Genomic DNA, 22,955 nt, shown 5'->3' on the forward strand with positions numbered 1-22,955 from the left:
GCGGGACCCAAGCAATGCTCGAATTTCCACGCTGGAAGTACGTCGTCATCCTGATCGTACTGGCGCTCAGTGCGCTGTACGCGCTGCCCAACATCTACCAGAAGGACCCGGCCATCCAGATCACCGCCAACCGTGGCGGGCAGATCGACGATGTGCTGCGCGACCGTGTGCTGGCCGACCTGAAGAAGGCCGGGGTCACTGCCATCGGTGCCGAAAAGGAAGGGGAAAGCCTGATCGTCCGCCTGCCGGACCTGAAGTCGCAGTCTGCGGCCAGCGATGCCCTGCGCGACACCGTCGGCGAGAAGTACACGGTGGCCCTGAACCTGGCCTCGACCGTGCCGGACTGGCTGGCCCGGCTGGGCGGTCGCCCGATGGTGCTCGGCCTGGACCTTCAGGGTGGCGTGCACTTCGTGCTGCAGGTCGACCAGAAGGCCGCCCTCGACAAGCGCCTGGATGCCTACACCGAAGACGTGCGCAGCACCCTGCGTGACGCCCGCATCGCCTACCAGTCGGTGGAGCGCCGTGCGGACAACAGCATCGTGGCCAACCTGAGCCCGTCCGCCGGTGACGACGCCGCGCAGCGTGCCCGTGCCGCCCTGGTCAAGGCACAGCCGACGCTCGGCTATGACGTCAGCGGCAACCGCATCACGGTCACCGTGCCGGAGACCGAGATCACGCAGATCGCCAACGGCGCCATCGAGCAGAACATCAACACCCTGCGCAACCGCGTGAACCAGCTCGGCGTGGCCGAGCCGATCATCCAGCGCCAGGGTGCCGACCGTGTGGTCGTGCAGCTGCCGGGCGTGCAGGACACCGCCGAAGCCAAGCGCATGATCGGCGCCACCGCCACCCTGGAGTACCGCGCGGTGGTCGAGGGCAATGCGCAGGACGCCATCAATTCCGGCCGCATCCCGCCGGAAGCGAAGGTTTACCAGCAGCGTGATGGCCGCGGCCCGATCCTGCTGAACAAGCGCGTGATCGTCACCGGTGACCAGATGGTCGGCGCGCAGGCGGTGACCGATTCGAATAGTGGCTCCCCGGCCGTCAGCGTGACGCTGAACAATGTCGGCGGCCAGCGCATGTTCGACTTCACCAGCGCCAACGTGAACAAGCCGATGGCGGTGGTCTACACCGAACGCGTGCCGACCGTGACCGTCGTCGACGGCCAGGAAGTGCGTGGCTTCAAGGTCAACGAGGAAGTGATCTCGGTGGCCAACATCAACGGCGTGTTCGGCAAGAACTTCCAGACCACCGGCCTGCAGAAGAAGGAAGCCGAGGACCTGGCCAAGCTGCTGAAGTCCGGCTCGCTGGCCGCGCCGATGGACTTCGTCGAAGAGCGCGTGGTCGGCCCGAGCCTGGGCGCCGAGAACGTCAAGAACGGCATGCGCGCGGTGGTGTTCGCGTTCCTGTTCACCCTGGTGTTCTTCAGCATCTACTACCGCATGTTCGGTGTGATCACCTCGGCGGCGATGCTGTTCAACCTGCTGATCGTGGTGGCGGTGATGTCGCTGTTCGGCGCCACCATGACCCTGCCGGGCTTCGCCGGCCTGGCGTTGTCGGTGGGCCTGTCGGTGGACGCCAACGTGCTGATCAACGAGCGTATCCGTGAAGAACTGCGCGCCGGCGTGCCGGGCAAGACCGCGATCGTGACCGGTTACGAGCGTGCCTCGGGCACCATCCTCGACGCCAACCTGACCGGCCTGATCGTCGGCGTGGCGCTGTTCGCATTCGGTACCGGTCCGCTGAAGGGCTTCGCGCTGACCATGATCATCGGTATTTTCGCCTCCATGTTCACTGCGATCACCGTGTCGCGTGCGCTGGCGACGCTGATCTACGGCCGTCGCAAGAAGCTCCAGAACGTGGCCATCTGACGGGACGACACGCACAATGAAACTGTTTCCGCTGCACATCCTCCCGAACGACACCAAGATCGACTTCATGCGCTGGCGCCATGTCGCCATGGCAGTCACCATCGTGGTGTTCCTGGCCTCGGTCGCCATCATCGGCATCAAGGGCTTCAACTACGCACTGGACTTCACCGGCGGCACCCTGATCGAAACGCGTTTCGAGAAGGCCGTGGACGTCGAGCAGGTCCGCGCCAAGCTGGAGCAGAACGGCTTCGACGGTGCCCAGGTGCAGAGCGTCGGTGGCAATACCGACCTGCTGATCCGCCTGGCGCCGCACGGCGAGCATGCGCCGGGCACCGGTGATGCCGCTGCCGAGGACAAGGCCACCGCCGCGGCCGTGGTGAAGGTGCTGTCCAGCGCCGACAACCAGGCCACGGTGATGAGTACCGCATTCGTCGGCCCGCAGATCGGCAAGGACCTGGCGAAGAACGGCCTGTACGCCACCATCTTCATGCTGGCCGGCTTCCTGATCTACATCGCGGTGCGCTTCGAATGGAAGTTCGCGGTCACCGCCAGCATCGTGGCGATGTTCGACCTGATCGTGACGGTCGCCTACGTGTCCCTGCTGGGCCGTGAGTTCGACCTGACCGTGCTGGCCGGCCTGCTGTCGGTGATGGGCTTTGCGATCAACGACATCATCGTGGTGTTCGACCGCGTCCGCGAGAACTTCCGCAGCCTGCGCGTGGACTCGATGGAGGTGCTGAACCGTTCGATCAACCAGACGCTGTCGCGTACGGTGATCACCGCGGTGATGTTCTTCCTGTCGGCGCTTGCCCTGTACCTGTACGGCGGTGCGTCGATGGAAGGCCTGGCCGAGACGCACATGATCGGTGCGGTGATCGTGGTGCTGTCCTCGATCCTGGTCGCGGTGCCGATGCTGACGATCGGCTTCCTGCGCGTCAGCAAGCAGGACCTGCTGCCGAAGGCGAAGGACGTCGAGGCCCTGGCCCGTCGCCCGTAAGCATCTGCTGCATGCGGCACACAGAGAACCCCGCGCAAGCGGGGTTTTTTGTGTGCAGGGCTTGCAGCCCTGCACCCACGGTAGTGCCGGCCGCTGGCCGGCAACAGCAACAGGGTGCATTCCGTGGTTGGGCGGGACGGTGTCGGAGTGCGGGGACGCCGCAAGTACGTCCGTGTAGGCTTGGCAGCCGCATCCATGCGGCTGACACCCCGCACTCCGACACCGCCCCGCCTCTGACAGATTCCTGCGGCTGTTGGTAGGTGTCGACCTTGGTCGACACATCTATCAGATATCGATAATCAGACTGGAATCAGATCTACCATGTCGACCAAGGGCGACACCCACCAGAGAAGAATGCTGTCCCGACAGGTCGCGGAAATCTGTCGAAGGCGGGGTGGGTCCGGTTGCGGGGGCGTGAGCCGCATGGATGCGGCGACCGAGCTTACATGGACGTACTTGCAGCGCCCCCCGCAACCGGATCCACCCCGCCAACCCACAGGAACCCCGCTTTTGACGCTGCTGTTGAGGTTGCCGGCCAGCGGCCGGCACTACCGCGTGTGCAGGGTGCAGCCCTGCAAAGAGAAACCCCACCCTACGCCAGCGTCGGTTGTGCAATCGTCCCCCGCGCACTACGATCCTGCGGTTCGCGCGCGCAGGCGCGCGCCCGTATTCCTGCTGAGCGCCCCGTGCGCCGCATCTGCCAACCCGAGGTATCCATGGTCATCAAACCGCGCGTCCGCGGCTTCATCTGCGTCACCACCCACCCGACCGGCTGCGAGGCCGCGGTCAAGCAGCAGATCGACTACATCCGCGCGCGCCCACCGATCCAGAACGGTCCCAAGCGGGTGCTGGTGATCGGTGCCTCGACCGGCTACGGCCTGGCCGCGCGCATCACCGCTGCCTTTGGCAGTGGCGCCGCCACCCTCGGCATCTTCTTCGAACGGCCGGGCAGCGAGACCAAGCCGGGCACGGCGGGCTGGTACAACTCGGCTGCGTTCCACAAGTACGCCGACGAAGCCGGCCTGTATGCCAAGAGCATCAACGGCGATGCCTTCTCCGATGAAGTGAAGGCGAAGACCATCGAAATGATCAAGGCCGATCTCGGCCAGGTCGACCAGGTTGTCTACAGCCTGGCGGCGCCGCGCCGCAAGCATCCGAAGACCGGCGAGATCATCAGCTCCTCGCTGAAGCCGATCGGCGAGCCGATCACCCTGCGTGGCCTGGATACCGACAAGGAAGTGCTGACCGAGACCCACCTGCAGCCGGCTACCCCGGAAGAGATCGCCGGTACCGTCGCGGTGATGGGCGGCGAAGACTGGCAGATGTGGATCGACGCGCTCGCCGATGCCGGCGTGCTGGCCAACGGCTGCACCACCACCGCCTTCACCTACGTGGGCGAAGAGATCACCCAGGCGATCTACTGGAATGGCTCGATCGGTGCGGCCAAGAAGGACCTGGACACCAAGGTGCTGGGCCTGCGCGAGAAGCTGGCCAAGATCGGTGGCGATGCACGCGTATCGGTGCTGAAGGCGGTGGTGACCCAGGCCAGCTCGGCCATTCCGACCATGCCGCTGTACCTGTCGCTGCTGTTCAAGGTGATGAAGGAAAAGGGCACCCACGAAGGCTGCATCGAACAGCTGGACGTGCTGTACGACATCCTCTACGGCGGCAAGGCCGACGGCGTGGCGATCGATCGCCTGCGCCACGACCTGGTCGATGGCGATGGCCGCACCGTTGCGCTGATCGATGAGGAAGGCCGCCTGCGCGCCGATTACAAGGAAATGGCCGCAGATGTGCAGGGCAGGGTGGTCGCGCTGTGGCCGCAGGTGACCAACGAGAACCTGTACGAGATCAGCGATCTGGCCGGCTACAAGGCCGACTTCCTGCGCCTGTTCGGCTTCGGCGTGGAGGGCGTGGACTACGAGGCCGACGTCAATCCGGACGTGAAGATCGAAAATCTGGTCGACATGACCTGATCAACGAAAAGGCCGGCGAACGCCGGCCTTCTCGTTTGTGTAGAGCCGAGCCATGCTCGGCTGCTCTTCGCTTGAGTCCCGCAGCCGAGCGTGGCTCGGCTCTACAGAGAGGCGTCACCCGAACTCGAAGCCCATCTCCGGCAGCGCCGGGCCGACGAAGTCGCCCTGCACGTAATCCACGCCGGCACTGAACAGCAGCGTCATCGAGTTGGCATCGCTGACGAACTCGGCAATGGTGCGGATACCCGCTTCCTGTGCGCGCGCGGTGATCTGGCTGATGCGGTCGATGTTCTCGCGCGTGGCGGCCAGGTCGCTGGTGAAGCCCCGGTCCAGCTTGAGGAACTGCGGCTGGAAGTGGGCCAGCAGCTGGAATGAATCCAGCCCCGAACCGAACTGCTCCAGGCCGATGCGGCAGCCCAGCGGCGCCACTTCGGCTAGGAACTGCTGCGCACTGCGCAGGTGGGTGAAAACCTTCGCTTCCGGCGCATGCAGCCACAGCCGTTCGCCGGGCACGCCCTGTGCCTGCAGTTCGCGGCGCAGCGTGGCGATCATCTGCGGGTCGTCGAACGATTCCGGCGTCACCTTCACCAGCACCTGGGTGGCGTTGCCCTCGCGTGCCCGCTGGCCGAGCACCGCGATGGCCTGCGAGACCACCCAGCGGTTGATGTCGGCCAACAGGCCGTGTTCCTCGGCGATGCCCAGGAACGCGGTCGGGCTCAGCAGCTCGCCATTGTTCTCCAGGCGCAGGTAGGCCTCGTACAGCTCCAGTGGCTCGCCCTGCAGGTTCAGCACCGGCTGGTAGTGCAGCTGGAAGCCGTCGCCGGCCAGCGCCTCGCGGATGCGCGCAACCCAGCGCTGTACGCGTTCTTCCTCGACACGGTCGGCGGCAGCCGGGTCGAAGATGCGGCAGGTGTTGCCCAGTTCGGCGGCGGCCTGGGTGCAGTCGCTGGCGCGCGCCAGCACCTGGCCGATGCTGGCGATCTTCTCGCCCACCTGCACGCCACCGATGCTGACCGTCACCGTGGCCGAGCGTGCGCCGATGCTGAAGACATGTGCGGCATAGGCTTCGCGGATGCGCTCGGCCAGCGCCACGGTCTGCGCGTAGGGCCCGGCCTGCAGCACGGCGAAATTGTGTTCGCCGAAGCGGGCCAGTTGCGCGTCCTCGCCGACCACCTCGGCCAGCAGGGCGGCGAGAGCGCCGATCAGGATGTCGGCCGACGCCAGGCCGATATCCGGCAGCAGGCGCGCGTAGTGGTCAGGCTCGATCAGCAGCAGGCCGAACTGACCCTCGCTGCGCCCGGCCTGGGCCACCGCGCTTTCCAGCTGCAGCATGAAGGTCGGGCGATTGAGCAGGCCGGTGACCTGGTCGCGCTGGCGCAGGTCCTCGACCTCGCGTGCCAGCTCGGGGTCGAACTCCATGCGGCGGCGGAGCACCACCTGCAGGCAGGACTCGCCCTCGTAGGTGGCCGCGGCAAATTCCATCGTCGCCGGGAAGGAACTGCCGTCCTCGTGGCGCGCGTCGAGCTGGTACTGCGGCGGCGGCGCCTCGCCACGGCTGAGGCCTTTGAGCAGCTGTTTGAAGCCCTCCACGTGCTGGGCGGCGACCATGTCCAGCAGCGAAATGCCTTCGATGTCCTCGAAATGCTCGTAGCCGAACATCTCCAGATAGGCGTCGTTGGCGCGGATGTGCATGCCTTCATGCACATAGGCGATGGGGTCGCGCGAGGAGGCGATCAGCGCGTCGCAGCGGCGCTCGGTCTCGCGCATCTGCGCCTCGATCCGGCGCAGGCCGCGACGCGCCTGCAGGTCGACCCACTGGTCGCGGACCACGGCGAGCAGATGCTCGGGGCGCTGGCGCAGGGCGAGGGCGCGGATGCCATGGCTGCTGGCTTGCACCAGTTCGTCCTCGTCGATGCGCTCGGCCAGCAGCACCAGCGGGATGTCCTTGCCGCTGGCGGCGATGTGCTGGGCCGCCAGCTGCAGCGGGATGCCCTGCGAAGGCGAGGCCAGCACCAGGTCGATGGCCTGGCTGGCCAGCACCTGGGCCAGCTCGGCCGCATCCTGCGGGCGCCACGGGCGTACCGCGATGCCGCTGTTGCGCAGGGTGCTGACGATGGCTTCGGCATTCTCGCCGCTGTCATCGACGATCAGCAGGCGGATGGTGATGTCGTTCGCGTTCTGCATGCACTGCTCCCCAATCTGCGAATCTAGATACACGATGCGCGGCGAACCGTCCATGCGCGCACCCCTGGCGCGCGTCGAACGGCGAAGTGGTTCACACCACGCCGCCCGCTGCGTGGCCGCTGGCCCAGGCCCATTGGAAGTTGTAGCCGCCCAGCCAGCCGGTCACGTCCAGCACCTCGCCAACGAAGTGCAGGCCGGGCACGCGCTTGGATTCCATCGTCGAGGATGACACTTCGGCGGTGTCCACGCCGCCCAGGGTGACCTCGGCGGTGCGGTAGCCTTCGGTGCCGCTGGCCACCAGCGGGAATGCGCCCAGCAGCTGCGCGGCCTGGCGCAGCACCGGCTCGTCCAGCTGGCGCACGGGCCGGTCGGGCAGCCAGTGCTCGCACAGGCGTTGCGCCAGCCGCTTCGGCAGTACCTCGCCCAGCACCGTGCGCAGCTCGGCGGCCGGGCGGTCGCGCTTCATCTGGCGCAACCACTCGCCGGCATCCTGGCCCGGCAACAGGTCCAGCTCCAGCGCATCGCCGGGCTGCCAGAACGACGAAATCTGCAGGATGGCCGGGCCGCTTACGCCACGGTGGGTCAGCAGCATGAAGTTCTGGAAACTCTTTCCGTTGCAGCGCGCCTCGATCGGCAGTGCGACGCCGCTGAGGTCGGCCAGCCGCTCCTGGTGCTTGCCGCTGAGGGTCAGCGGCACCAGCCCGGCGCGGGTCGGCAGTACCTGGTGGCCGAACTGGCGGGCCACCTCATAGCCAAAACCGCTGGCCCCCATGCTGGGAATCGACAGGCCACCGGTGGCAACCACCAGCGAGGCGCAATGGAACAGGCCCTGGGTGGTGTGCACGCGGAAACCATCGCTGCCGTGCTCGATGCGCTGCACGCTGCAGTCGGTACGGATCTGTACGCCGGCCGCCTGGCACTCGTCCACCAGCATCTTCACGATCTGCTTGGACGAGATATCGCAGAACAGCTGCCCCAGTTCCTTTTCGTGATAGGCGATGCCGTGCTTGTGCACCAGCTCGATGAAATGCCAGGGCGTGTAGCGGGCCAGCGCCGACTTGCAGAAGTGCGGGTTGGCCGACAGGAAGTTGGCCGGGGTGGTGCCGGTGTTGGTGAAGTTGCAGCGACCACCGCCGGACATCAGGATCTTCTTGCCGACCTTGTTGGCATGGTCGATCACCTGCACCTGGCGGCCGCGCTGGCCGGCAGTGATCGCGGTCATCAGCCCGGCTGCGCCGGCACCGATGACCACCACATCGCAACGGATGGTGCTCATGCCTTGGCGCGCTTGCGCCAGTCCGGGATCACGTCGAGCTGGATCTGGTCGTTGAGCAGCTGCACTTCGCCGTCCTGGATCAGCACGCTCCAACGCATGGCACGCTGGATCTGCTGGCCCCAGCGCTCGACGAATTCGCCGTCCAGATCGACCACCGAAAGATTGTCGAAGCGCGCCAGGCCCTTGCCCTGCTTGCTCCACCAGATCTCCGAGGCGTTGCCGCCGTAGTTGACCACCTGCACCTGGCGGCTGCGATTGCTGGCCTTGCGGATGCGCGATTCGTCCGGATGGCCCAGGTCGATCCACTGCAGGATGTCGCCGGTGTAGTCGTGTTCCCACAGATCGGGCTCGTCATCGGTACTCAGGCCGCGGCCGAACTCCAGGCGATCGCCGGCGTTCAGCGTGAAGGCGAGCAGGCGCACCATCAGGCGCTCGTCGGTCTCGGACGGATGCTGGGCCAGGGTCAGGTTGTGGGTCGCGTAGTAGCCGCGATCCATGTCGCTGATCTGCAGTTCGGCCTTGCGGATGGTGGCGGTAAGAGCCATGGGGGATCCGTGGACTAAAGAGGACAATGATAGAGGTTTGCTCCGGGGGTGTCCGTGGCCGGACTGTCTGCGCACCGTCAACGGTGGCACTCTTGCGCTCTTTCCCGTGGCCGGAGTGGACGCCATGAGCTTGCCCAGCCGGTTGCAGCTGCCGCCCGGCCCCTGGGCCACCCTGCTGGATGGCCTGTGTGCACGTTTTCCGCGCATCGCGCGCGCGCAATGGCAGGATCGCTTCGCGCGCGGCCGTGTGCTCGACGCACAGGGCAGGGCGCTCACTGCGGACATGCCCTGGCAGGTCGGGCTGGACATCCAGTACTTCCGCGAGGTGGCCGACGAACCGGTGATCCCCTTCACCGAAACCATCGTCCATCTGGATGCGCACCTGCTGGTGGCCGACAAGCCGCATTTCCTGCCGGTGACACCGGCGGGCGGGCATGTACGCGAGACGCTGCTGGCGCGGCTGGTCGCCCGCACCGGCAATGCCGATCTGGTGCCGCTGCACCGGCTGGATCGGCTGACGGCCGGGTTGGTGCTGTTCTCGACCCAGCGTGCGTCGCGCGATGCTTACCAGCGCCTGTTCCGTGAGCGGCGCATCGAAAAGACCTATGAGGCCTTGGCACCGGCGCTGCCGGGGCGGGAGTTTCCGCTGCAGCGGTACAGCCGCCTGGTGCCGGGCGAGCCGTTCTTCCGCATGGCCGAAGTGCCCGGCGAGGCCAATGCGCGCAGCCGGATCGAGCTGATCGAGGCCGAAGGGCCGATCTGGCGCTACCGGCTGCTGCCGGAAACCGGCCGCAAGCATCAGCTGCGCGTGCACATGGCCATGCTGGGGGCGCCGATCATGGGTGACGACCTGTACCCGCAGCTTCGGCAACGGGCACCGGACGTAGCCGAGGCGCCGCTGCAGCTGCTGGCGCGGGCCCTGGCTTTCGATGACCCGTTGAGTGGTGCACGACGGATGTTCAGCAGCGGCTGCAGCCTGAGCCTTCCGGCTTAGGGCGGCCAGGCGCTCAGCGGGCCGGGCGTCGCGCCAGCCAGCGGTCCAGCTCGGCGGCGAACAGCTGCCGGTCGCGGGGGCCCAGGGGCGGCGGTCCGCCGGTCTGGACCCCGGCGCCGCGCAGTTCCTCCATGAAATTGCGCATCGACAGTCGCTCGGCCATGTTGTTCGGTGTGTACAACTGGCCGCGCGGGTTCAGCGCGACGGCCTGCTTCTCCAGCACCAGCGCGGCCAGCGGGATGTCCTGGGTGACCACCAGGTCCCCCGCGGCGACCCGCTCGACGATGGCGCTGTCGGCCACGTCCAGCCCCTGCGGCACCTGGATCGAGCGCAGCCAGCGCGAGGGCGGGGTGCGGATCCACTGGTTGGCGACCAGGGTCAGTTCGATCCCGACCCGTTCAGCCGCACGGAACAGGATGTCGCGGATGACGGTGGGACAGGCGTCCGCATCCACCCAGATGCGGGGAGAGGCGTGTTCAGCGGGGGTTTCAGCTTCAGTCATTTACCCAGTGTAGGGTAGGAAAAACCTGAATGGGGACTCGGAGTTAGCCGCGAGAGGCTGCCAACCCTTGTCACGCCTAGTGGGTGACGTATTCCCATGAACGTCGGGGCTATCGCTTTTTGCAGAAAACACGCGTATCGTGCGACCCACTGTGTTTGCTAGGGTCACCGTGAATCGTGGCCTGGTGCAGTTGATCTCACGATCCGCTCATCGATCCGCTTTACCAACGCCTGCAACTCAGTCTCGGCCCCGATACCCGGTGGCTGCGATTTTTTTCAACATGTGTTTCAGGAGTTAGTAAAAATGTCTGAACGTCAGACCGGTACCGTCAAGTGGTTCAACGACGCCAAGGGCTTCGGCTTCATCACCCCGGAAAGCGGCCCGGACCTGTTCGTGCACTTCCGCGCGATCCAGGGCACCGGCTTCAAGACCCTGCAGGAAGGCCAGAAGGTTACCTTCATCGCCGTCCAGGGTCAGAAGGGCATGCAGGCTGACCAGGTGCAGGCGGTCTAATCCGTCTGCTACCGTTGGGTAGCCAGAACGCCGGAAGCGAAAGCTTCCGGCGTTTTTTATTGCCCGCCGTTTTTTTTGTAGAGTCGAGCCATGCTGGACTGCGCCCAAAGACAGTCGAGCATGGCTCGACTCTACAAAGGACATGCAGCCGGCGCGGTACGATGCGCGTCTCCCCAAGGGATCACCCCCATGCGCATCGTCCACCATCTGGAAAACTCCCGTTCGCTGCGCGTGCTGTGGATGCTGGAGGAGCTGGGGTTGGACTACGAACTGCGCCGCTATCCGCGCGATCCGAAGACGCTGCTGGCGCCGCCGGAACTGCGCAACGTGCATCCGCTCGGCAAGTCGCCGGTACTGCAGGATGGTGAGCTGGTACTGGCCGAGTCCGGCGCGATCCTCGACTACCTCGCTGACCGTTACGACACGCAACGCCAGCTGTCGCCGTCACCGATGCCGGCAGACGGGGCCGAACGCATCGCTTACCGCTACTGGCTGCACTACGCCGAAGGCTCGGCGATGCCACCGTTGCTGCTGACCCTGGTGATGGGCCGCATACGCAACGCGCCGATGCCGTTCTTCGCGCGCCCGATCGCACGCAGCATTGCCGACAAGGCCGAGCGCGGCTTCATCGGCCCGCAGCGGCGCCTGCACCTGGACTGGATGGAGCGCCGCTTGGCCGAAAGCCCGTGGTTTGCCGGCGAGCGTTTCAGTGCGGCCGACATCCAGATGAGCTTCCCGATCCAGGCCGCTGCCGCGCGCGGTGGTGGCCTGGACGACAAACCGGCACTGCGTGGCTTCCTCAAGCGTATCGGTGAACGCCCGGCCTACCAGCGTGCCGAGGCCCACGGCGGCCACCTGCAGGCGCTCGGCGGCAATTGAGGAGGGCGGCCGTCGCCCTCATCTCCAGCACCATGGATACCGACACTCCCCGTTTCGACAACCGCCTGCTGCACACCCTGCCGGGCGACCCCGAATCCGGCCCGCGCAGGCGCGAAGTGCTGGGCGCCGCCTGGTCGCCCGTGATGCCGACCCCGGTGACGGCGCCCACGCTGTTGGCCTGGGCGCCGGACGTTGCCGAAATGCTTGGCTTCGATACCGCTGAAGTCGAAAGCGAAGGTTTCGCGCAGGTATTCGGCGGCAATGCGCTGTACGCCGGCATGCAACCGTGGGCAGCCAACTACGGTGGCCATCAGTTTGGCCACTGGGCCGGCCAGCTCGGCGACGGGCGTGCGATTTCGCTGGGTGAGCTGGTTGCGCCGGATGGCCAGCACTGGGAGCTGCAGTTGAAGGGGGCCGGGCCAACGCCGTACTCGCGCGGGGCCGATGGACGGGCAGTGCTGCGCTCATCGATCCGCGAATTCCTGTGCAGCGAGGCGATGCATCACCTTGGCGTGCCGACTACGCGCGCGTTGTCACTGGTCGGCACCGGTGAGGACGTGGTGCGCGACATGTTCTATGACGGCCATCCGCGTGCCGAGCCAGGCGCCATCGTATGCCGGGTCTCGCCGTCGTTCCTGCGCTTCGGTTCGTTCGAACTGCCGGCCTCGCGCGGTGAAACCGCCCTGCTGCAGCAGCTGGTGGATGCCTGCATCGCCCGCGACTTCCCCGAACTGCAAGGGCAGGGCGAGGCGCTGTACGGCGACTGGTTCGCGCAGATCGCGGTGCGCACGGCCGAGATGATCGCGCACTGGATGCGTGTCGGCTTCGTGCACGGCGTGATGAACACCGACAACCTGTCCGTGCTCGGTGTGACGCTGGATTACGGCCCCTATGGCTGGGTCGAGGACTTCGATCCGGACTGGACGCCGAACACCACCGACGCCCAGGGGCGCCGCTACCGCTTCGGCACCCAGCCGCAGGTGGCGTACTGGAACCTGAGCCGATTGGCGCAGGCGCTGTCGCCGCTGTTCGCCGATGTCGCACCGCTGCAGGCAGGCCTGGCGGCTTACCAGTCCACGTTCGTGGCCTGCACGCGTCGCGATGCTGCAGCGAAGCTGGGGCTGGCTGCTGCCGACGATGATGACCTGCAGCTCTACCAGCGCTGGCAACAGCTGATGCAGGAGGGCGCAATGGACATGACCCTGGCTTGGCGCGCACTGATGCGCATCGACCCGGCGGCAGCAGATGCGACGGTTCTGGACGCGGTGTACTACGACGAGGCGCGGCGACAGGCAGTGCAGGCACCGCTGCGGCACTGGCTGCAGGACTACGCAGCGCGCCTGCGCCGCGATCCGCTGGCGGCCAGCGAACGCCAGGCGAAGATGGCAGCGGCCAACCCGCTGTACGTGCTGCGCAACTGGCTGGCCCAGGAAGCGATCGACCGCGCAGAGCAGGGGGATCTCGGCGGCGTCCATGCACTGCAGGACGTGCTGCGCGACCCGTACACCGAGCGTGCCGGCCTGGAACACTTCGCTGGCAAGCGCCCGGCGTGGGCCGACAATCGTGCCGGTTGCTCGATGCTGTCCTGCAGTTCCTGAGGGTGGGTTTCGGCAGGGCTGCGCCCTGCACCTGCGGAGGCCAGATCAACAGCCAGAGCAAAAGCGGATTCCGTGGTTTGGCGGGGCGGTGTCGGAGTGCGGGGACGCTGCAAGTACGTCCCTGTAAGCTTGGCAGCCGCATCCATGCGGCTGACACCCCGCACTCCGACACCGCCCCACCTCCGACAGATTCCCGCGGCTGTGGGTAGGTGTCGACCTTGGTCGACACATCTGTCAGATATCGAATGAAATTCCGGGGTCAGATCCGTTTTCCTTCGTAAAACGGATCTGACCCCATGAGCAATTCCGACAGGTCGCAGAAATCTGTCGAAGGCGGGGTGGGTCCGGTTGCGGGGGCGTGAACGCCATGGATGGCGCGACCGAGCCTACGCGGACGTATCTACGGCGTCCCCCGCAACCGGACCCGCCCCGCCATCCCCCGGAATGCAGGCTGTTGCTGTTGCTGTTGCTGTTGCTGTTGCTGTTGCTGTTGCCGTTGCCGTTGCCGTTGCTGTTGAGGTTGCCGGCCAGCGGCCGGCACTACCGCAGGTGCCGGGCGCAGCCCGGCCGGACACCACCAACAGGCAGGCGACGCCCGGAACAGGTACCCTATGCCGCCATCAGATAGCCAATGTGACATGACCGACGCCATCGTCGCTCCGCAGTGGGCCTCCCGCCTGCGCGACATCGCCGACTTCCCCAAGCCCGGCATCCTGTTCAAGGACATCATGCCGCTGCTCGCCCATGGCGAGGATTTCCGCGGCGCGATCACCGCGATGGCCGACCGTTGGCGCGACCAGAAGCTGGACGCAGTGGTCGGCATCGAATCGCGTGGGTTCATCCTCGGTGCCGCGATGGCGCTAAAGCTGGGCGTCGGCTTCGTGCCGGTGCGCAAGCCGGGCAAGCTGCCGGGCCAGGTCCTGCGCGAGGAATACACGCTGGAATACCGCAGCGACTGCATCGAAGTGCATGCCGATGCGCTGCCGGCCGGCGCCCGCGTGGTGATCATCGACGACGTGCTGGCCACCGGCGGCACGCTGGTCGCTGCGCTGTCGCTGGTGCGCCGCCTAGGCGTTGAAGTGGTCGGCGCCGGTGTACTGGTCGAGCTGGACGGCCTCGGTGGCCGTGCGCGCTGGGAAACGGACCTGCCGCTGCACACCGAACTGGTGTTCTGATCGGAGGGCAGGTGCCAACCAAGGTTGGCATCTACCAGAGCGAATGGCCGGGAGCCGGTCGTTGCCAACCTTGGTTGGCAGCACTTTTCGCGACGGGTGCCATGGACGGGCCAACCAAGGTTGGCCGCTACCAGGCCAGATCGTTACCAACCGTAGTTGGCAACGCTGCTTCAATCACATCATCCGCACGCGGAAACGACGGCCCTTGATCTTGCCGGCTTCCAGCTTGGCCACGGCCTTGTTGGCCTGCTCACGCGCGATCGCCACATAGGAGCGGGTCGGGAAGATCGCGATCTTGCCGATGAACTTGCTCGACAGGCCGGCATCACCGGTCAGCGCACCGAGGATGTCGCCCGGGCGCAGCTTGTCGGTCTTGCCACCGTCGATGCGCAGCGTGCGCATCGCGGCCTGCGGCAGTTCGGCCGGGCGCGAGGTTGCCAGCGGCGTCTTCTGCCAGTCCAGCGGCTGCCCCATCTGCGCTTCGATGGCGTCGGCGCGGGTCTTCTCGCGGCCGGCCACCAGGCTGATCGCCAGGCCGCTGGCACCGGCGCGCCCGGTACGGCCCACGCGGTGCTGGTAGCTCTCCACGTCGGTCGGCAGTTCGTAGTTGATCACCGCCGCCAGCTCTTCCACGTCCAGGCCGCGCGCGGCGACGTCGCTGGCGACCAGCACGTTGCAGCTGCGGTTGGCCAGCAGCAGCAGCACTTCCTCGCGGTCGCGCTGCTCCATGTCGCCGTGCAGGGCCAGTGCGGAGAAGCCGAACTGCTGCAGCGAGTTGGCCACTTCGTCCACGTCCTTGCGGGTGTTGCAGAACACGACCGCCGATTCTGGCGTGTACTTCAGCAGCAGGCCGGCCAGCGCCTTCTGGCGATGCGCCGGTTCCACCTCGCAGAACAGGTGGCGGATGGCCGGTGCCTGGTCGGCGCCTTCCACGGTCACTTCCACCGCGTCGCGCAGCAGGTCACGCGCCATGGCGCGGATGCTGTCGGGGAAGGTGGCGGAGAACAGCAGGCTCTGGCGGTCCCTATGGGTGCGGCCGGCGATCTCGCGGATCGGCTCCTCGAAGCCCATGTCGAGCATGCGGTCGGCCTCGTCCAGCACCAGCGTGCGCACCGCGCCCAGGTTCAGCGCGCGCTTGCGTGCCAGCTCCTGCACGCGGCCGGGCGTGCCGACCACCACATGCGGATCGTGGCCTTCAAGCGAGGCCAGCTGCGGGCCCAGCGGCACGCCGCCCACCAGCAGCAACAGCTTCAGGTTGGGGATGCCGGTGGCCAGCTTGCGGATCTGCTTGCCGACCTGGTCGGCCAGTTCGCGGGTCGGGCACAGCACCAGCGCCTGCACGCGGATCAGGCTGGGGTCGATGGACTGCAGCAGGCCAAGGCCGAAGGCGGCGGTCTTGCCGCTGCCGGTGGGTGCCTGTGCGATCACATCACGGCCATCGAGGATGGCCGGCAGGCTCTGCGCCTGCACGGGGGTGAGGGTGGTGTAGCCGAGGGCATCCAGGCCGGGCTGCAGGGCCGGGCTCAGCGGCAGGGTCGAGAAGTCAGTCATGGCGCATTGTACCTGCCTGCGCGGCCGGTCCCGCCTGATCGGATGGGGTCGAATCCCTTTCCGCAGGAAAGGGCTCCGACCCCATCGGAGTCGTCATCCACGCAGGGCGTGAATATACCCGGGGGGCGTCCACGCATGGCGTGGATCTACGGGTGGATGCCGACCTGGGTCGGCACGCTCCTGCTCAGCCAAGCACCGCCAGTACACCCTGATGGATCGCCAGGCCACCGAACAGCAGCCAGGCGAACAGGATCAGCGCCAGCAGCAGCGGCTTCAGCCCGGCTTGGCGCAGCGCCGAGACGTGGGTGGTCAGGCCCAGCGCGGCCATCGCCATCGCCAGCAGTACCGTATCCAGCTGCACCAGCCCCGCCTGCAGGCCCGCCGGCAGCAGATGCAGCGAGTTGAACCCGGCCACCGCCACGAAACCAAAAGCGAACCACGGCACCACGATGCGCGCCTTGCTGCCGTCGGCGCTGGCCTTGCCGCCACGCGCCAGCCACAGCGACAGCGCGACCAGGAACGGCGCCAGCAGCATCACCCGCACCATCTTGGTGATCACCGCCGTGTCGGCCGCTGCTTCGTTGACCGCGCGGCCTGCCGCCACCACCTGTGCCACTTCATGCACCGTCGCGCCGGTGAACAGGCCGTACTGCCGCGCGTCCATTGCCAGCCAGCCGTGCGACTGCACCAGTGCATACAGCGCCGGGTAAAGGAACATCGCCAGCGTGCCGAACACCACCACCGTAGAGACCGCGACGGTGACCTGCGCAGCGCGGCCGCGCACCACCGGCTCGGCGGCCATCACCGCCGCCGCGCCGCAGATCGCGCTGCCGGCGCCGATCAGCATCGCCGCTTCGCGCTCCATCTTGAACACGCGCATGCCCAGCCAGCAGGCCAGCCCGAAGGTGCTGGCGACCACCAGCACGTCCATCAGCACGCCGGCCACGCCGACGTGGCCGATGTCCTGGAAGGTCAGGCGCAGGCCGTACAGCACGATGCCGGCGCGCAGCAGCCAGTGCTTGGAGAAGCCGACACCGGCCGCGCTGCTCGGCGCCAGCCGCGGGTAAAGGGTGTTGCCGACCACGATGCCGGCGACGATGGCCACGGTCAGCGCGCTCAGGCCATGCGCCTGGAGCCAGGGAAGCTCGGCCAGGTACAGCGACGCCGCCGCGATCAGGCCCACCAGCAGCAGGCCGGGCAGGCGCGGCTGCCAGCGTTGGCGCAGGGCGGGCAGGGACCAGGAGGAGAGAGCGGTGGCGTTCATGGCGCGACAGGACTGGAGTGATGGGCCAAGCGTGCGCCTGTGTCACTGACCTGTAAAACGAATAATATGGGTGAAACCTACCTATAAAGCGGGTACATTCGATGCGCCTGACCTTGCGCCAGCTGCAGGTCTTCGTCGCCATCGCCGACCATGGCACCACCACTGCCGCCGGCCAGGCCGTCGCGCTCTCGCAGTCGGCCAGCAGCGCCGCCCTGCAGGAGCTGGAGGCGCACTTCGGCACCCCGCTGTTCGACCGCATCGGCCGCCGCCTGGCGCTGAACGGGCACGGCCGCGCGCTGCTGGAGCCGGCGCGCACCTTGCTGGTCAACGCCGCCGATCTGGAGCGGCAGCTGGCCGCCGGCGGCGACCCGTCGCAGGGCGCACCGCTACGGCTGGTGCTGGCCGCCAGTACCACCATCGGCAACTACCTGCTGCCGCCACGCATCGCCGAACTGCTGCGGCAGGCGCCGCAGGCCGAGGTCGATCTGCGCATCGACAACAGTGCCGGCGTGGTCGCCGCGGTACAGCGCCTGGACGTCGACGCCGGCCTGATCGAAGGCCCGTGCCATGAGCGTGGCCTGCAGGTGACCGCCTGGCAGCAGGACCCACTGGTGATCGTGGCTGCCGCCGATGCCCGCGCACGCTGGTCGCTGGATGAACTGCGCCGCGCACGCTGGCTGCTGCGTGAGCCTGGCTCCGGCACCCGCGAAGCCGTGGAACAGGCCCTGCTGCCGCACCTGCGTGGCTTCGCGCAGACCCTGCAGCTGGGCAATACCGAAGCGATCAAGCAGGCCGCCATCGCCGGCCTCGGCCTGGCCTGCCTGTCGCGCCACGCGCTGGAAGAGCCGCTGGCCCTGGGCCGCCTGCGCGTGCTCGAGACTCCGCTGCCGGCCCTGCAGCGCACCCTGTGGCTGGTGCGCCACCCCGGCAAGCAATGGCTGCCGGGGTTGCAGGCGTTGCTGGGGGAGGTGGGGTAGCCATCAGATTTCCAGTCGACTCCATCCATCGACCCTTCTTGTAGCGCTCATCCACGCATGGCGTGGATCTACCGTGTCGACCAAGGTCAACACCCACCAGAGCAGAATGTAGTTCCGACAGATTGCAGGAATCTGTCGAAGGCGGGATGGGTCCGGTTGCGGGGGTGTCCGCGGCATGGATGCCGCGGCCAAGCCCCCAGGGACGGGTTTACGGCGTCCCCCGCGACCGGACCCATCCCGCCATCCCACAGGAAACCAGCTTTTGACGTTGCCGTTGAGGTTGCCGGCCAGCGGCCGGCACTACCGCGGGTGCCGGGTGCAACCCGGCCGACGCCCCCAACCCGTACAATATCCGGATGCCTCTGATTACTCTGCAGAACGTCGACTTCAGCGTCGGCGGCCCGTTGTTGCTGGAAAAGGCCGAACTGTCGATCGAGCCGGGCGAACGCATCGCCCTGATCGGCCGCAACGGCGCCGGCAAATCCACCCTGCTCAAGCTGCTGTCCGGCGACCACAAGCCCGATGACGGCGAAGTCCGCGTGCAGCAGGGTGTGCGCGTCACCCGCCTGGAGCAGGAAGTGCCACACGGCGCCGCCGGCTCGGTGTTCGACGTCGTTGCCGATGGTCTCGGTGAACTGGGCCAGTGGCTGGCCGAGTTCCACCATCTCAGCCATGCCGAGGTCTTCGATGGCGACGCGCTCGGCAACGTGCAGGCCAAGATCGACGCCGCCAACGGCTGGGGCCTGGACCAGCGCGTCAGCGAAACGCTGACCAAGCTCGACCTCGACGGCGATGCCGAATTCGGCCGCCTGTCCGGCGGCATGAAGCGCCGCGTGCTGCTGGCCCGTGCACTGGTCTCCAGCCCGGACGTGCTGCTGCTGGACGAACCGACCAACCACCTGGACATCGAAGCCATCGACTGGCTCGAAGCGTTCCTGAAGGGCTGGAGCGGCAGCGTGGTGTTCGTCACCCATGACCGCCGCTTCCTGCGTGCGCTGGCCACCCGCATCGTCGAGATCGACCGCGGCCAGGTGACCAGCTGGCCGGGCGACTGGGCCAACTACGAGCGCCGCCGCGAGGAACGCCTCAATGCGCAGGCGCAGGAAAATGCCCGCTTCGACAAGCTGCTGGCGCAGGAAGAAGTCTGGATCCGCCAAGGCATCAAGGCCCGTCGTACCCGCGACGAGGGCCGCGTGCGCCGCCTCAAGGCGATGCGCACCGAACGCTCGCAGCGCCGCGACCTCAGCGGTAACGTCAAGATGGAAGCCGCGCAGGGCGTCAGCTCCGGCAAGAAGGTCATCGACGTCAAGGACATTTCGTTCGCCTTCGGCGAGCGCACCATGGTCCGCGATTTCACCACCACCATCCTGCGTGGCGACCGCATCGGCCTGATCGGCCCCAACGGCAGCGGCAAGACCACGCTGCTGAAGCTGCTGCTGGGTGAACTGCAGCCGGCCAAGGGTGAGGTCAATGCGGGCACCAACCTGCAGATCGCCTATTTCGACCAGTACCGCGCGGTGCTGCGCGAAGACTGGAGCGCGATCGAGAACGTGGCCGAAGGCCGCGATTTCCTCGAGTTCAACGGCAAGCGCAAGCACGTGCATGCCTACCTGCAGGACTTCATGTTCACCCCCGAGCGCGCGCGTGCGCCGATCACCCGCCTGTCCGGTGGCGAGCGCAACCGCCTGCTGCTGGCCAAGCTGTTCGCGCAGCCGTCCAACCTGCTGGTGATGGACGAACCGACCAACGACCTCGACGTGGAAACCCTGGAGCTGCTGGAAGAGCTGCTGGGCGAGTACACCGGTACGCTGCTGCTGGTCAGCCACGACCGTGACTTCATCGACAACGTGGTGACCTCCACGCTGGTGATGGAAGGCGACGGCGTGATCGGCGAGTACGTCGGTGGCTACAGCGACTGGCAGCGCTATGCGGCCAGCGTGGCTGCGCCTGCCGCGGCCCCGGCTGCCAAGCCGGCGACTGCTGCACCGGCCGCTGCTGCGGCCGCGACTCCCGCAGCCCCCAAGCGCAAGCTGGCGTACAAGGAAGCGCGCGAGCTGGAGCAGCTGCCAAAGACCATCGAGAAGCTGGAAGGCGATGTCGAAGGGCTGACCTCGGCGATGAACGACCCATCGTTCTACACCCGCAGCAGTGCTGAAGTGACGGCGCACACCCAGCAGCTGGCCAAGGTGCAGGCCGAACTGGATGCCGCTTACGCGCGCTGGGAAGAGCTGGAAGGCTGAGCGTTGACCGGCGCCAGCGATCGCGCCGATTGATGTAGAGCCGAGCCCACGCCCGGCTCAGCAGATCCACGCCATGCGTGGATATCCGGAATCTGTGCGGACCAACGGTCCGCACCTACCAACCGACGGTCCGCACCGACCGGGGGGCCGGCCGTCATTTGACCCCGTGCAGATCCCGCAGCTGGCTCGGCCGGCTGCCGAAGTACGCCGCCAGATCGGCGATGTCCTGATCACTCAGGTCCTTCGCCTGCGGCGTCATCAGCGCATGCTGGCGGTCACCGGCGCGGTAGGCCTGCAGCGCGTGCGCCAGGTAGTCACCGTACTGCCCACCCAGCTTCGGATAGGTCGGATCGATCGGCGCATTGCCGTCGGCCCCATGGCAGTCGATGCAGCTCTGGTTGGTGGCCTTGCCCTTCACCTTGGCGCGGGCTTCACCGGCGGCCTCGCGGCCAGCGGGCAGGCCGGCGGAGGACGATGAACCGTGCTCGCCGCTGGCATGGCCCGGGTCGGCGGCCGATTTTTCGCTGTTTTCCACCTGCGACTGTGAGCAGGCGGCCAGCAGCAGGGCAACGGACAGGGCGATGGCGTGACGCATCGGATGCGCGGCTTTCGACATGGGCGGGCCTTACTTGACGGTGGACAGGTAAACAGAGAGATCGGCGATCTCCTGTTCGCTGAAACTCATCGACTGCGCCTGCATCGTCGGATGCCGGCGCTTGCCCTGGCGGTACTCGGTCAGGGCCTGGGCCAGATACTGCTGGGTCTGGCCGCCGATCTTCGGCACCCGGTAACTGGGGTAGGCGTTCTTGTAGCCGGTGATCCCGTGGCAGCCCTGGCAGGTGTAGGCCAGGACGCGGCCATTGTCGAAGTTGCCGGTGGGTGCGGCGGGCGCTGGCGCAACGGCGGGAGCCGGGGCCGGGGCGGGTGTGGCAGGAGCAGGAGCGGGCTGTGCGGCGGCCCCAAGGGGCAGGAGGACGGCCAGAGCGAGACAAGCGGCGAGCGGCTGCGGGCGCATGGTGTCGTTTCCGGGGATTCGGGTCTGGTCGTTCCGGCGTGGGGTACGGAACGACCCGAGTATAGCCTCAGGTTTCATCTAGCTGAAATGGGGTCGGGCCGACCGGCGGCGTGAAGGCACCATGACCTTTGGGATATGGTGTTGCCGTGAAGTGGTGCATTACTTTGCTACCACACCTGTCCACGCATCCTTCAGGGACCCGACGATGTCGCACCCAACCTTCCTGTCCGGCCGTCGCAGCGGAATCTGCGCTGCCGCACTGCTGATCTCCACCTCCCTGCTGCTGGGCGGTTGCGCCGCAGGGCCCAATTCCGAAGCCAAGGCTGCCGAAACCAAGGAGGAGAAGAAGGTCGACGCAGTCCCGGTCGAAGTGGCGGTGGCCAGCCATCGTGCCGTCGCGGCCAGCTACACCGGCACGGCCGCGCTGGAACCACGCGCCGAGTCGCAGGTGGTCGCCAAGACCTCCGGCGTGGCGCTGGCGGTGCTGGTCGAGGAAGGGCAGCGGGTCACCGCCGGCCAACCGCTGGTGCGGCTGGACCCGGATCGTGCACGGCTGGCCGTTGCACAGAGCGAAGCGCAGATGCGCAAGCTGGAAAACAATTACCAGCGCGCACAGAAGCTGGTCGGCCAGCAGATGGTCAGCGCCGCCGATGTCGACCAGCTGCGCTACGACCTGGAAAACGTCCGCGCGCAGTACCGCCTGGCCACGCTGGAGCTGTCCTACACCACGGTGGTGGCGCCGATCTCCGGCGTGATCGCATCGCGCTCGATCAAGACCGGCAACTTCGTGCAGATCAACACGCCGATCTTCCGCATCGTCGACAACTCGCGGCTGGAAGCCACCCTCAACGTGCCCGAGCGTGAACTGGCCACCCTGCGCGCCGGCCAGCCGGTGACGCTGGCGGCCGACGCGCTGCCGGGGCAGAGCTTCACCGGCACCGTTGATCGCATCGCGCCGGTGGTGGATTCGGGCAGCGGCACGTTTCGCGTGGTCAGCGCCTTCGACGGCGCCGCACACGCGCTGCAGCCCGGCATGTTCGGTCGCATCCGCATCGACTACGACCAGCGTGCCGATGCGCTGGTCGTACCGCGCCTGGCGTTGCTCGACGACGGTGAGCCGGCGGTGTTCCGCGTGCGCGAAGGCAAGGTCGCACGCGTTCCGGTCAAGCTGGGTTACGCCGAGGGCCCGTGGGTGGAGATCCGTGATGGCCTGGCGGCCGGTGATCAGGTGGTCACCGCCGGCAAGGTCGCCCTGCGCGACGGCACCACGGTGCAGGTGATTGCCGATCCGAAGGCGAAGACGGTCGCTGCGGCCGCCAAGCCCGCAGACAAGGCCGGGAGCAAGCAATGACCGCCCCGGGCCACGACCACGGTGCCTCGCCGGCGAGCGACGGCGCC

The 22,955-nt window shown here is 67.1% G+C and carries 19 protein-coding genes; 11 read left to right on the forward strand and 8 right to left on the reverse strand.

The window, feature by feature from the left end; translation table 11 throughout:
* Positions 1 to 14: 14 nt before the first annotated feature.
* From secD to fabV, 3 genes are all read left to right on the forward strand, one after another.
* Positions 15 to 1,871: a protein translocase subunit SecD gene (secD, locus tag AC5P5W_RS03795; RefSeq protein WP_197575194.1), complete on the forward strand. Its 1,857-nt coding sequence runs from the start codon at positions 15 to 17 to the stop codon at positions 1,869 to 1,871.
* 16 nt (positions 1,872 to 1,887) lie between these two features.
* Positions 1,888 to 2,868, forward strand: a complete 981-nt coding sequence (gene secF, locus AC5P5W_RS03800; RefSeq protein ID WP_014646828.1) for a protein translocase subunit SecF — start codon at positions 1,888 to 1,890, stop codon at positions 2,866 to 2,868.
* 716 nt (positions 2,869 to 3,584) lie between these two features.
* Entirely contained in the window at positions 3,585 to 4,844 is a 1,260-nt protein-coding gene (gene fabV, locus AC5P5W_RS03805) for an enoyl-ACP reductase FabV (RefSeq protein ID WP_041863324.1), read from the forward strand.
* 114 nt (positions 4,845 to 4,958) lie between these two features.
* Here fabV and AC5P5W_RS03810 read toward each other — a convergent pair whose 3' ends face one another.
* The 3 genes from AC5P5W_RS03810 to AC5P5W_RS03820 all read right to left on the reverse strand — a co-directional run bounded on the left by AC5P5W_RS03810 (position 4,959) and on the right by AC5P5W_RS03820 (position 8,849).
* Entirely contained in the window at positions 4,959 to 7,028 is a 2,070-nt protein-coding gene (locus AC5P5W_RS03810; RefSeq protein WP_046430216.1) for an EAL domain-containing response regulator, read from the reverse strand.
* Positions 7,029 to 7,119: 91 nt separating this feature from the next.
* Complete coding sequence (locus tag AC5P5W_RS03815; RefSeq protein ID WP_046430176.1) at positions 7,120 to 8,304, reverse strand: BaiN/RdsA family NAD(P)/FAD-dependent oxidoreductase; 1,185 nt, start codon at positions 8,302 to 8,304, stop codon at positions 7,120 to 7,122.
* The gene (locus tag AC5P5W_RS03820) at positions 8,301 to 8,849 is read right to left on the reverse strand and encodes a YaeQ family protein (RefSeq protein WP_197575484.1); all 549 of its coding nucleotides are present in this window, start codon (positions 8,847 to 8,849) and stop codon (positions 8,301 to 8,303) included. The genes AC5P5W_RS03815 and AC5P5W_RS03820 overlap by 4 nt, the downstream gene beginning before the upstream one ends.
* A 124-nt stretch (positions 8,850 to 8,973) precedes the next feature.
* On the opposite strand from AC5P5W_RS03820, the gene AC5P5W_RS03825 reads away from it, so the two are divergent.
* Entirely contained in the window at positions 8,974 to 9,843 is an 870-nt protein-coding gene (locus AC5P5W_RS03825; protein ID WP_126411965.1) for a pseudouridine synthase, read from the forward strand.
* Between the two features lie 13 nt (positions 9,844 to 9,856).
* Here AC5P5W_RS03825 and AC5P5W_RS03830 read toward each other — a convergent pair whose 3' ends face one another.
* The gene (locus AC5P5W_RS03830) at positions 9,857 to 10,345 is read right to left on the reverse strand and encodes a YaiI/YqxD family protein (RefSeq protein ID WP_014646834.1); all 489 of its coding nucleotides are present in this window, start codon (positions 10,343 to 10,345) and stop codon (positions 9,857 to 9,859) included.
* Positions 10,346 to 10,648: 303 nt separating this feature from the next.
* On the opposite strand from AC5P5W_RS03830, the gene AC5P5W_RS03835 reads away from it, so the two are divergent.
* The 4 genes from AC5P5W_RS03835 (at position 10,649) to AC5P5W_RS03850 (ending at position 14,510) form a co-directional block, all read left to right on the forward strand.
* Positions 10,649 to 10,858, forward strand: a complete 210-nt coding sequence (locus AC5P5W_RS03835) for a cold-shock protein (protein WP_005416210.1) — start codon at positions 10,649 to 10,651, stop codon at positions 10,856 to 10,858.
* Between the two features lie 189 nt (positions 10,859 to 11,047).
* A complete protein-coding gene (locus AC5P5W_RS03840) occupies positions 11,048 to 11,737 on the forward strand; it encodes a glutathione S-transferase family protein (RefSeq protein ID WP_014646835.1) in 690 nt (229 codons plus the stop codon).
* A 32-nt stretch (positions 11,738 to 11,769) separates the two neighbouring features.
* On the forward strand, positions 11,770 to 13,335 hold the full coding sequence (locus tag AC5P5W_RS03845; RefSeq protein WP_126411966.1) for a protein adenylyltransferase SelO: 1,566 nt from the start codon (positions 11,770 to 11,772) through the stop codon (positions 13,333 to 13,335).
* Between the two features lie 638 nt (positions 13,336 to 13,973).
* On the forward strand, positions 13,974 to 14,510 hold the full coding sequence (locus AC5P5W_RS03850; protein ID WP_197574341.1) for an adenine phosphoribosyltransferase: 537 nt from the start codon (positions 13,974 to 13,976) through the stop codon (positions 14,508 to 14,510).
* 174 nt (positions 14,511 to 14,684) lie between these two features.
* Here AC5P5W_RS03850 and dbpA read toward each other — a convergent pair whose 3' ends face one another.
* Positions 14,685 to 16,061 carry an ATP-dependent RNA helicase DbpA gene (dbpA, locus tag AC5P5W_RS03855; RefSeq protein ID WP_032960452.1) on the reverse strand — a complete coding sequence of 459 codons (1,377 nt, stop codon included), beginning with the start codon at positions 16,059 to 16,061 and terminating at the stop codon, positions 14,685 to 14,687.
* A gap of 184 nt (positions 16,062 to 16,245) precedes the next feature.
* Positions 16,246 to 17,325, reverse strand: a complete 1,080-nt coding sequence (locus AC5P5W_RS03860; RefSeq protein ID WP_046430181.1) for a YeiH family protein — start codon at positions 17,323 to 17,325, stop codon at positions 16,246 to 16,248.
* Between the two features lie 101 nt (positions 17,326 to 17,426).
* On the opposite strand from AC5P5W_RS03860, the gene AC5P5W_RS03865 reads away from it, so the two are divergent.
* Entirely contained in the window at positions 17,427 to 18,302 is an 876-nt protein-coding gene (locus AC5P5W_RS03865; protein WP_014646840.1) for a LysR substrate-binding domain-containing protein, read from the forward strand.
* 356 nt (positions 18,303 to 18,658) lie between these two features.
* Positions 18,659 to 20,542: an ATP-binding cassette domain-containing protein gene (locus AC5P5W_RS03870; protein ID WP_197574749.1), complete on the forward strand. Its 1,884-nt coding sequence runs from the start codon at positions 18,659 to 18,661 to the stop codon at positions 20,540 to 20,542.
* A gap of 154 nt (positions 20,543 to 20,696) precedes the next feature.
* Here the strand turns inward: AC5P5W_RS03870 and AC5P5W_RS03875 are convergent, their stop codons facing one another.
* Together AC5P5W_RS03875 and AC5P5W_RS03880 are read right to left on the reverse strand one after the other, a co-directional pair.
* The gene (locus AC5P5W_RS03875; protein WP_005416218.1) at positions 20,697 to 21,158 is read right to left on the reverse strand and encodes a c-type cytochrome; all 462 of its coding nucleotides are present in this window, start codon (positions 21,156 to 21,158) and stop codon (positions 20,697 to 20,699) included.
* Positions 21,159 to 21,167: 9 nt separating this feature from the next.
* The gene (locus tag AC5P5W_RS03880) at positions 21,168 to 21,557 is read right to left on the reverse strand and encodes a c-type cytochrome (protein WP_014646842.1); all 390 of its coding nucleotides are present in this window, start codon (positions 21,555 to 21,557) and stop codon (positions 21,168 to 21,170) included.
* Positions 21,558 to 21,762: 205 nt separating this feature from the next.
* On the opposite strand from AC5P5W_RS03880, the gene AC5P5W_RS03885 reads away from it, so the two are divergent.
* Positions 21,763 to 22,908: an efflux RND transporter periplasmic adaptor subunit gene (locus AC5P5W_RS03885; protein WP_014036886.1), complete on the forward strand. Its 1,146-nt coding sequence runs from the start codon at positions 21,763 to 21,765 to the stop codon at positions 22,906 to 22,908.
* Positions 22,909 to 22,955 lie beyond the last annotated feature (47 nt).

The sequence above is a fragment of the Stenotrophomonas sp. YJH_SMC_123 genome (genome assembly GCF_059368215.1).

What these genes read in the sequence shown, in the direction of transcription:
- secF (WP_014646828.1), top strand. Translation starts at nt 1,888, where the DNA reads ATGAAACTGTTTCCGCTGCACATCCTCCCGAACGACACCAAGATCGAC.
- AC5P5W_RS03870 (WP_197574749.1), top strand. Translation starts at nt 18,659, where the DNA reads ATGCCTCTGATTACTCTGCAGAACGTCGACTTCAGCGTCGGCGGCCCG.
- AC5P5W_RS03865 (WP_014646840.1), top strand. Translation starts at nt 17,427, where the DNA reads ATGCGCCTGACCTTGCGCCAGCTGCAGGTCTTCGTCGCCATCGCCGAC.
- dbpA (WP_032960452.1), bottom strand. Translation starts at nt 16,061, where the DNA reads ATGACTGACTTCTCGACCCTGCCGCTGAGCCCGGCCCTGCAGCCCGGC.
- AC5P5W_RS03840 (WP_014646835.1), top strand. Translation starts at nt 11,048, where the DNA reads ATGCGCATCGTCCACCATCTGGAAAACTCCCGTTCGCTGCGCGTGCTG.
- AC5P5W_RS03835 (WP_005416210.1), top strand. Translation starts at nt 10,649, where the DNA reads ATGTCTGAACGTCAGACCGGTACCGTCAAGTGGTTCAACGACGCCAAG.
- AC5P5W_RS03880 (WP_014646842.1), bottom strand. Translation starts at nt 21,557, where the DNA reads ATGCGCCCGCAGCCGCTCGCCGCTTGTCTCGCTCTGGCCGTCCTCCTG.
- AC5P5W_RS03825 (WP_126411965.1), top strand. Translation starts at nt 8,974, where the DNA reads ATGAGCTTGCCCAGCCGGTTGCAGCTGCCGCCCGGCCCCTGGGCCACC.
- AC5P5W_RS03885 (WP_014036886.1), top strand. Translation starts at nt 21,763, where the DNA reads ATGTCGCACCCAACCTTCCTGTCCGGCCGTCGCAGCGGAATCTGCGCT.
- AC5P5W_RS03850 (WP_197574341.1), top strand. Translation starts at nt 13,974, where the DNA reads ATGACCGACGCCATCGTCGCTCCGCAGTGGGCCTCCCGCCTGCGCGAC.
- AC5P5W_RS03810 (WP_046430216.1), bottom strand. Translation starts at nt 7,028, where the DNA reads ATGCAGAACGCGAACGACATCACCATCCGCCTGCTGATCGTCGATGAC.
- AC5P5W_RS03830 (WP_014646834.1), bottom strand. Translation starts at nt 10,345, where the DNA reads ATGACTGAAGCTGAAACCCCCGCTGAACACGCCTCTCCCCGCATCTGG.
- AC5P5W_RS03875 (WP_005416218.1), bottom strand. Translation starts at nt 21,158, where the DNA reads ATGTCGAAAGCCGCGCATCCGATGCGTCACGCCATCGCCCTGTCCGTT.
- AC5P5W_RS03815 (WP_046430176.1), bottom strand. Translation starts at nt 8,304, where the DNA reads ATGAGCACCATCCGTTGCGATGTGGTGGTCATCGGTGCCGGCGCAGCC.
- AC5P5W_RS03820 (WP_197575484.1), bottom strand. Translation starts at nt 8,849, where the DNA reads ATGGCTCTTACCGCCACCATCCGCAAGGCCGAACTGCAGATCAGCGAC.
- secD (WP_197575194.1), top strand. Translation starts at nt 15, where the DNA reads ATGCTCGAATTTCCACGCTGGAAGTACGTCGTCATCCTGATCGTACTG.
- AC5P5W_RS03860 (WP_046430181.1), bottom strand. Translation starts at nt 17,325, where the DNA reads ATGAACGCCACCGCTCTCTCCTCCTGGTCCCTGCCCGCCCTGCGCCAA.
- fabV (WP_041863324.1), top strand. Translation starts at nt 3,585, where the DNA reads ATGGTCATCAAACCGCGCGTCCGCGGCTTCATCTGCGTCACCACCCAC.
- AC5P5W_RS03845 (WP_126411966.1), top strand. Translation starts at nt 11,770, where the DNA reads ATGGATACCGACACTCCCCGTTTCGACAACCGCCTGCTGCACACCCTG.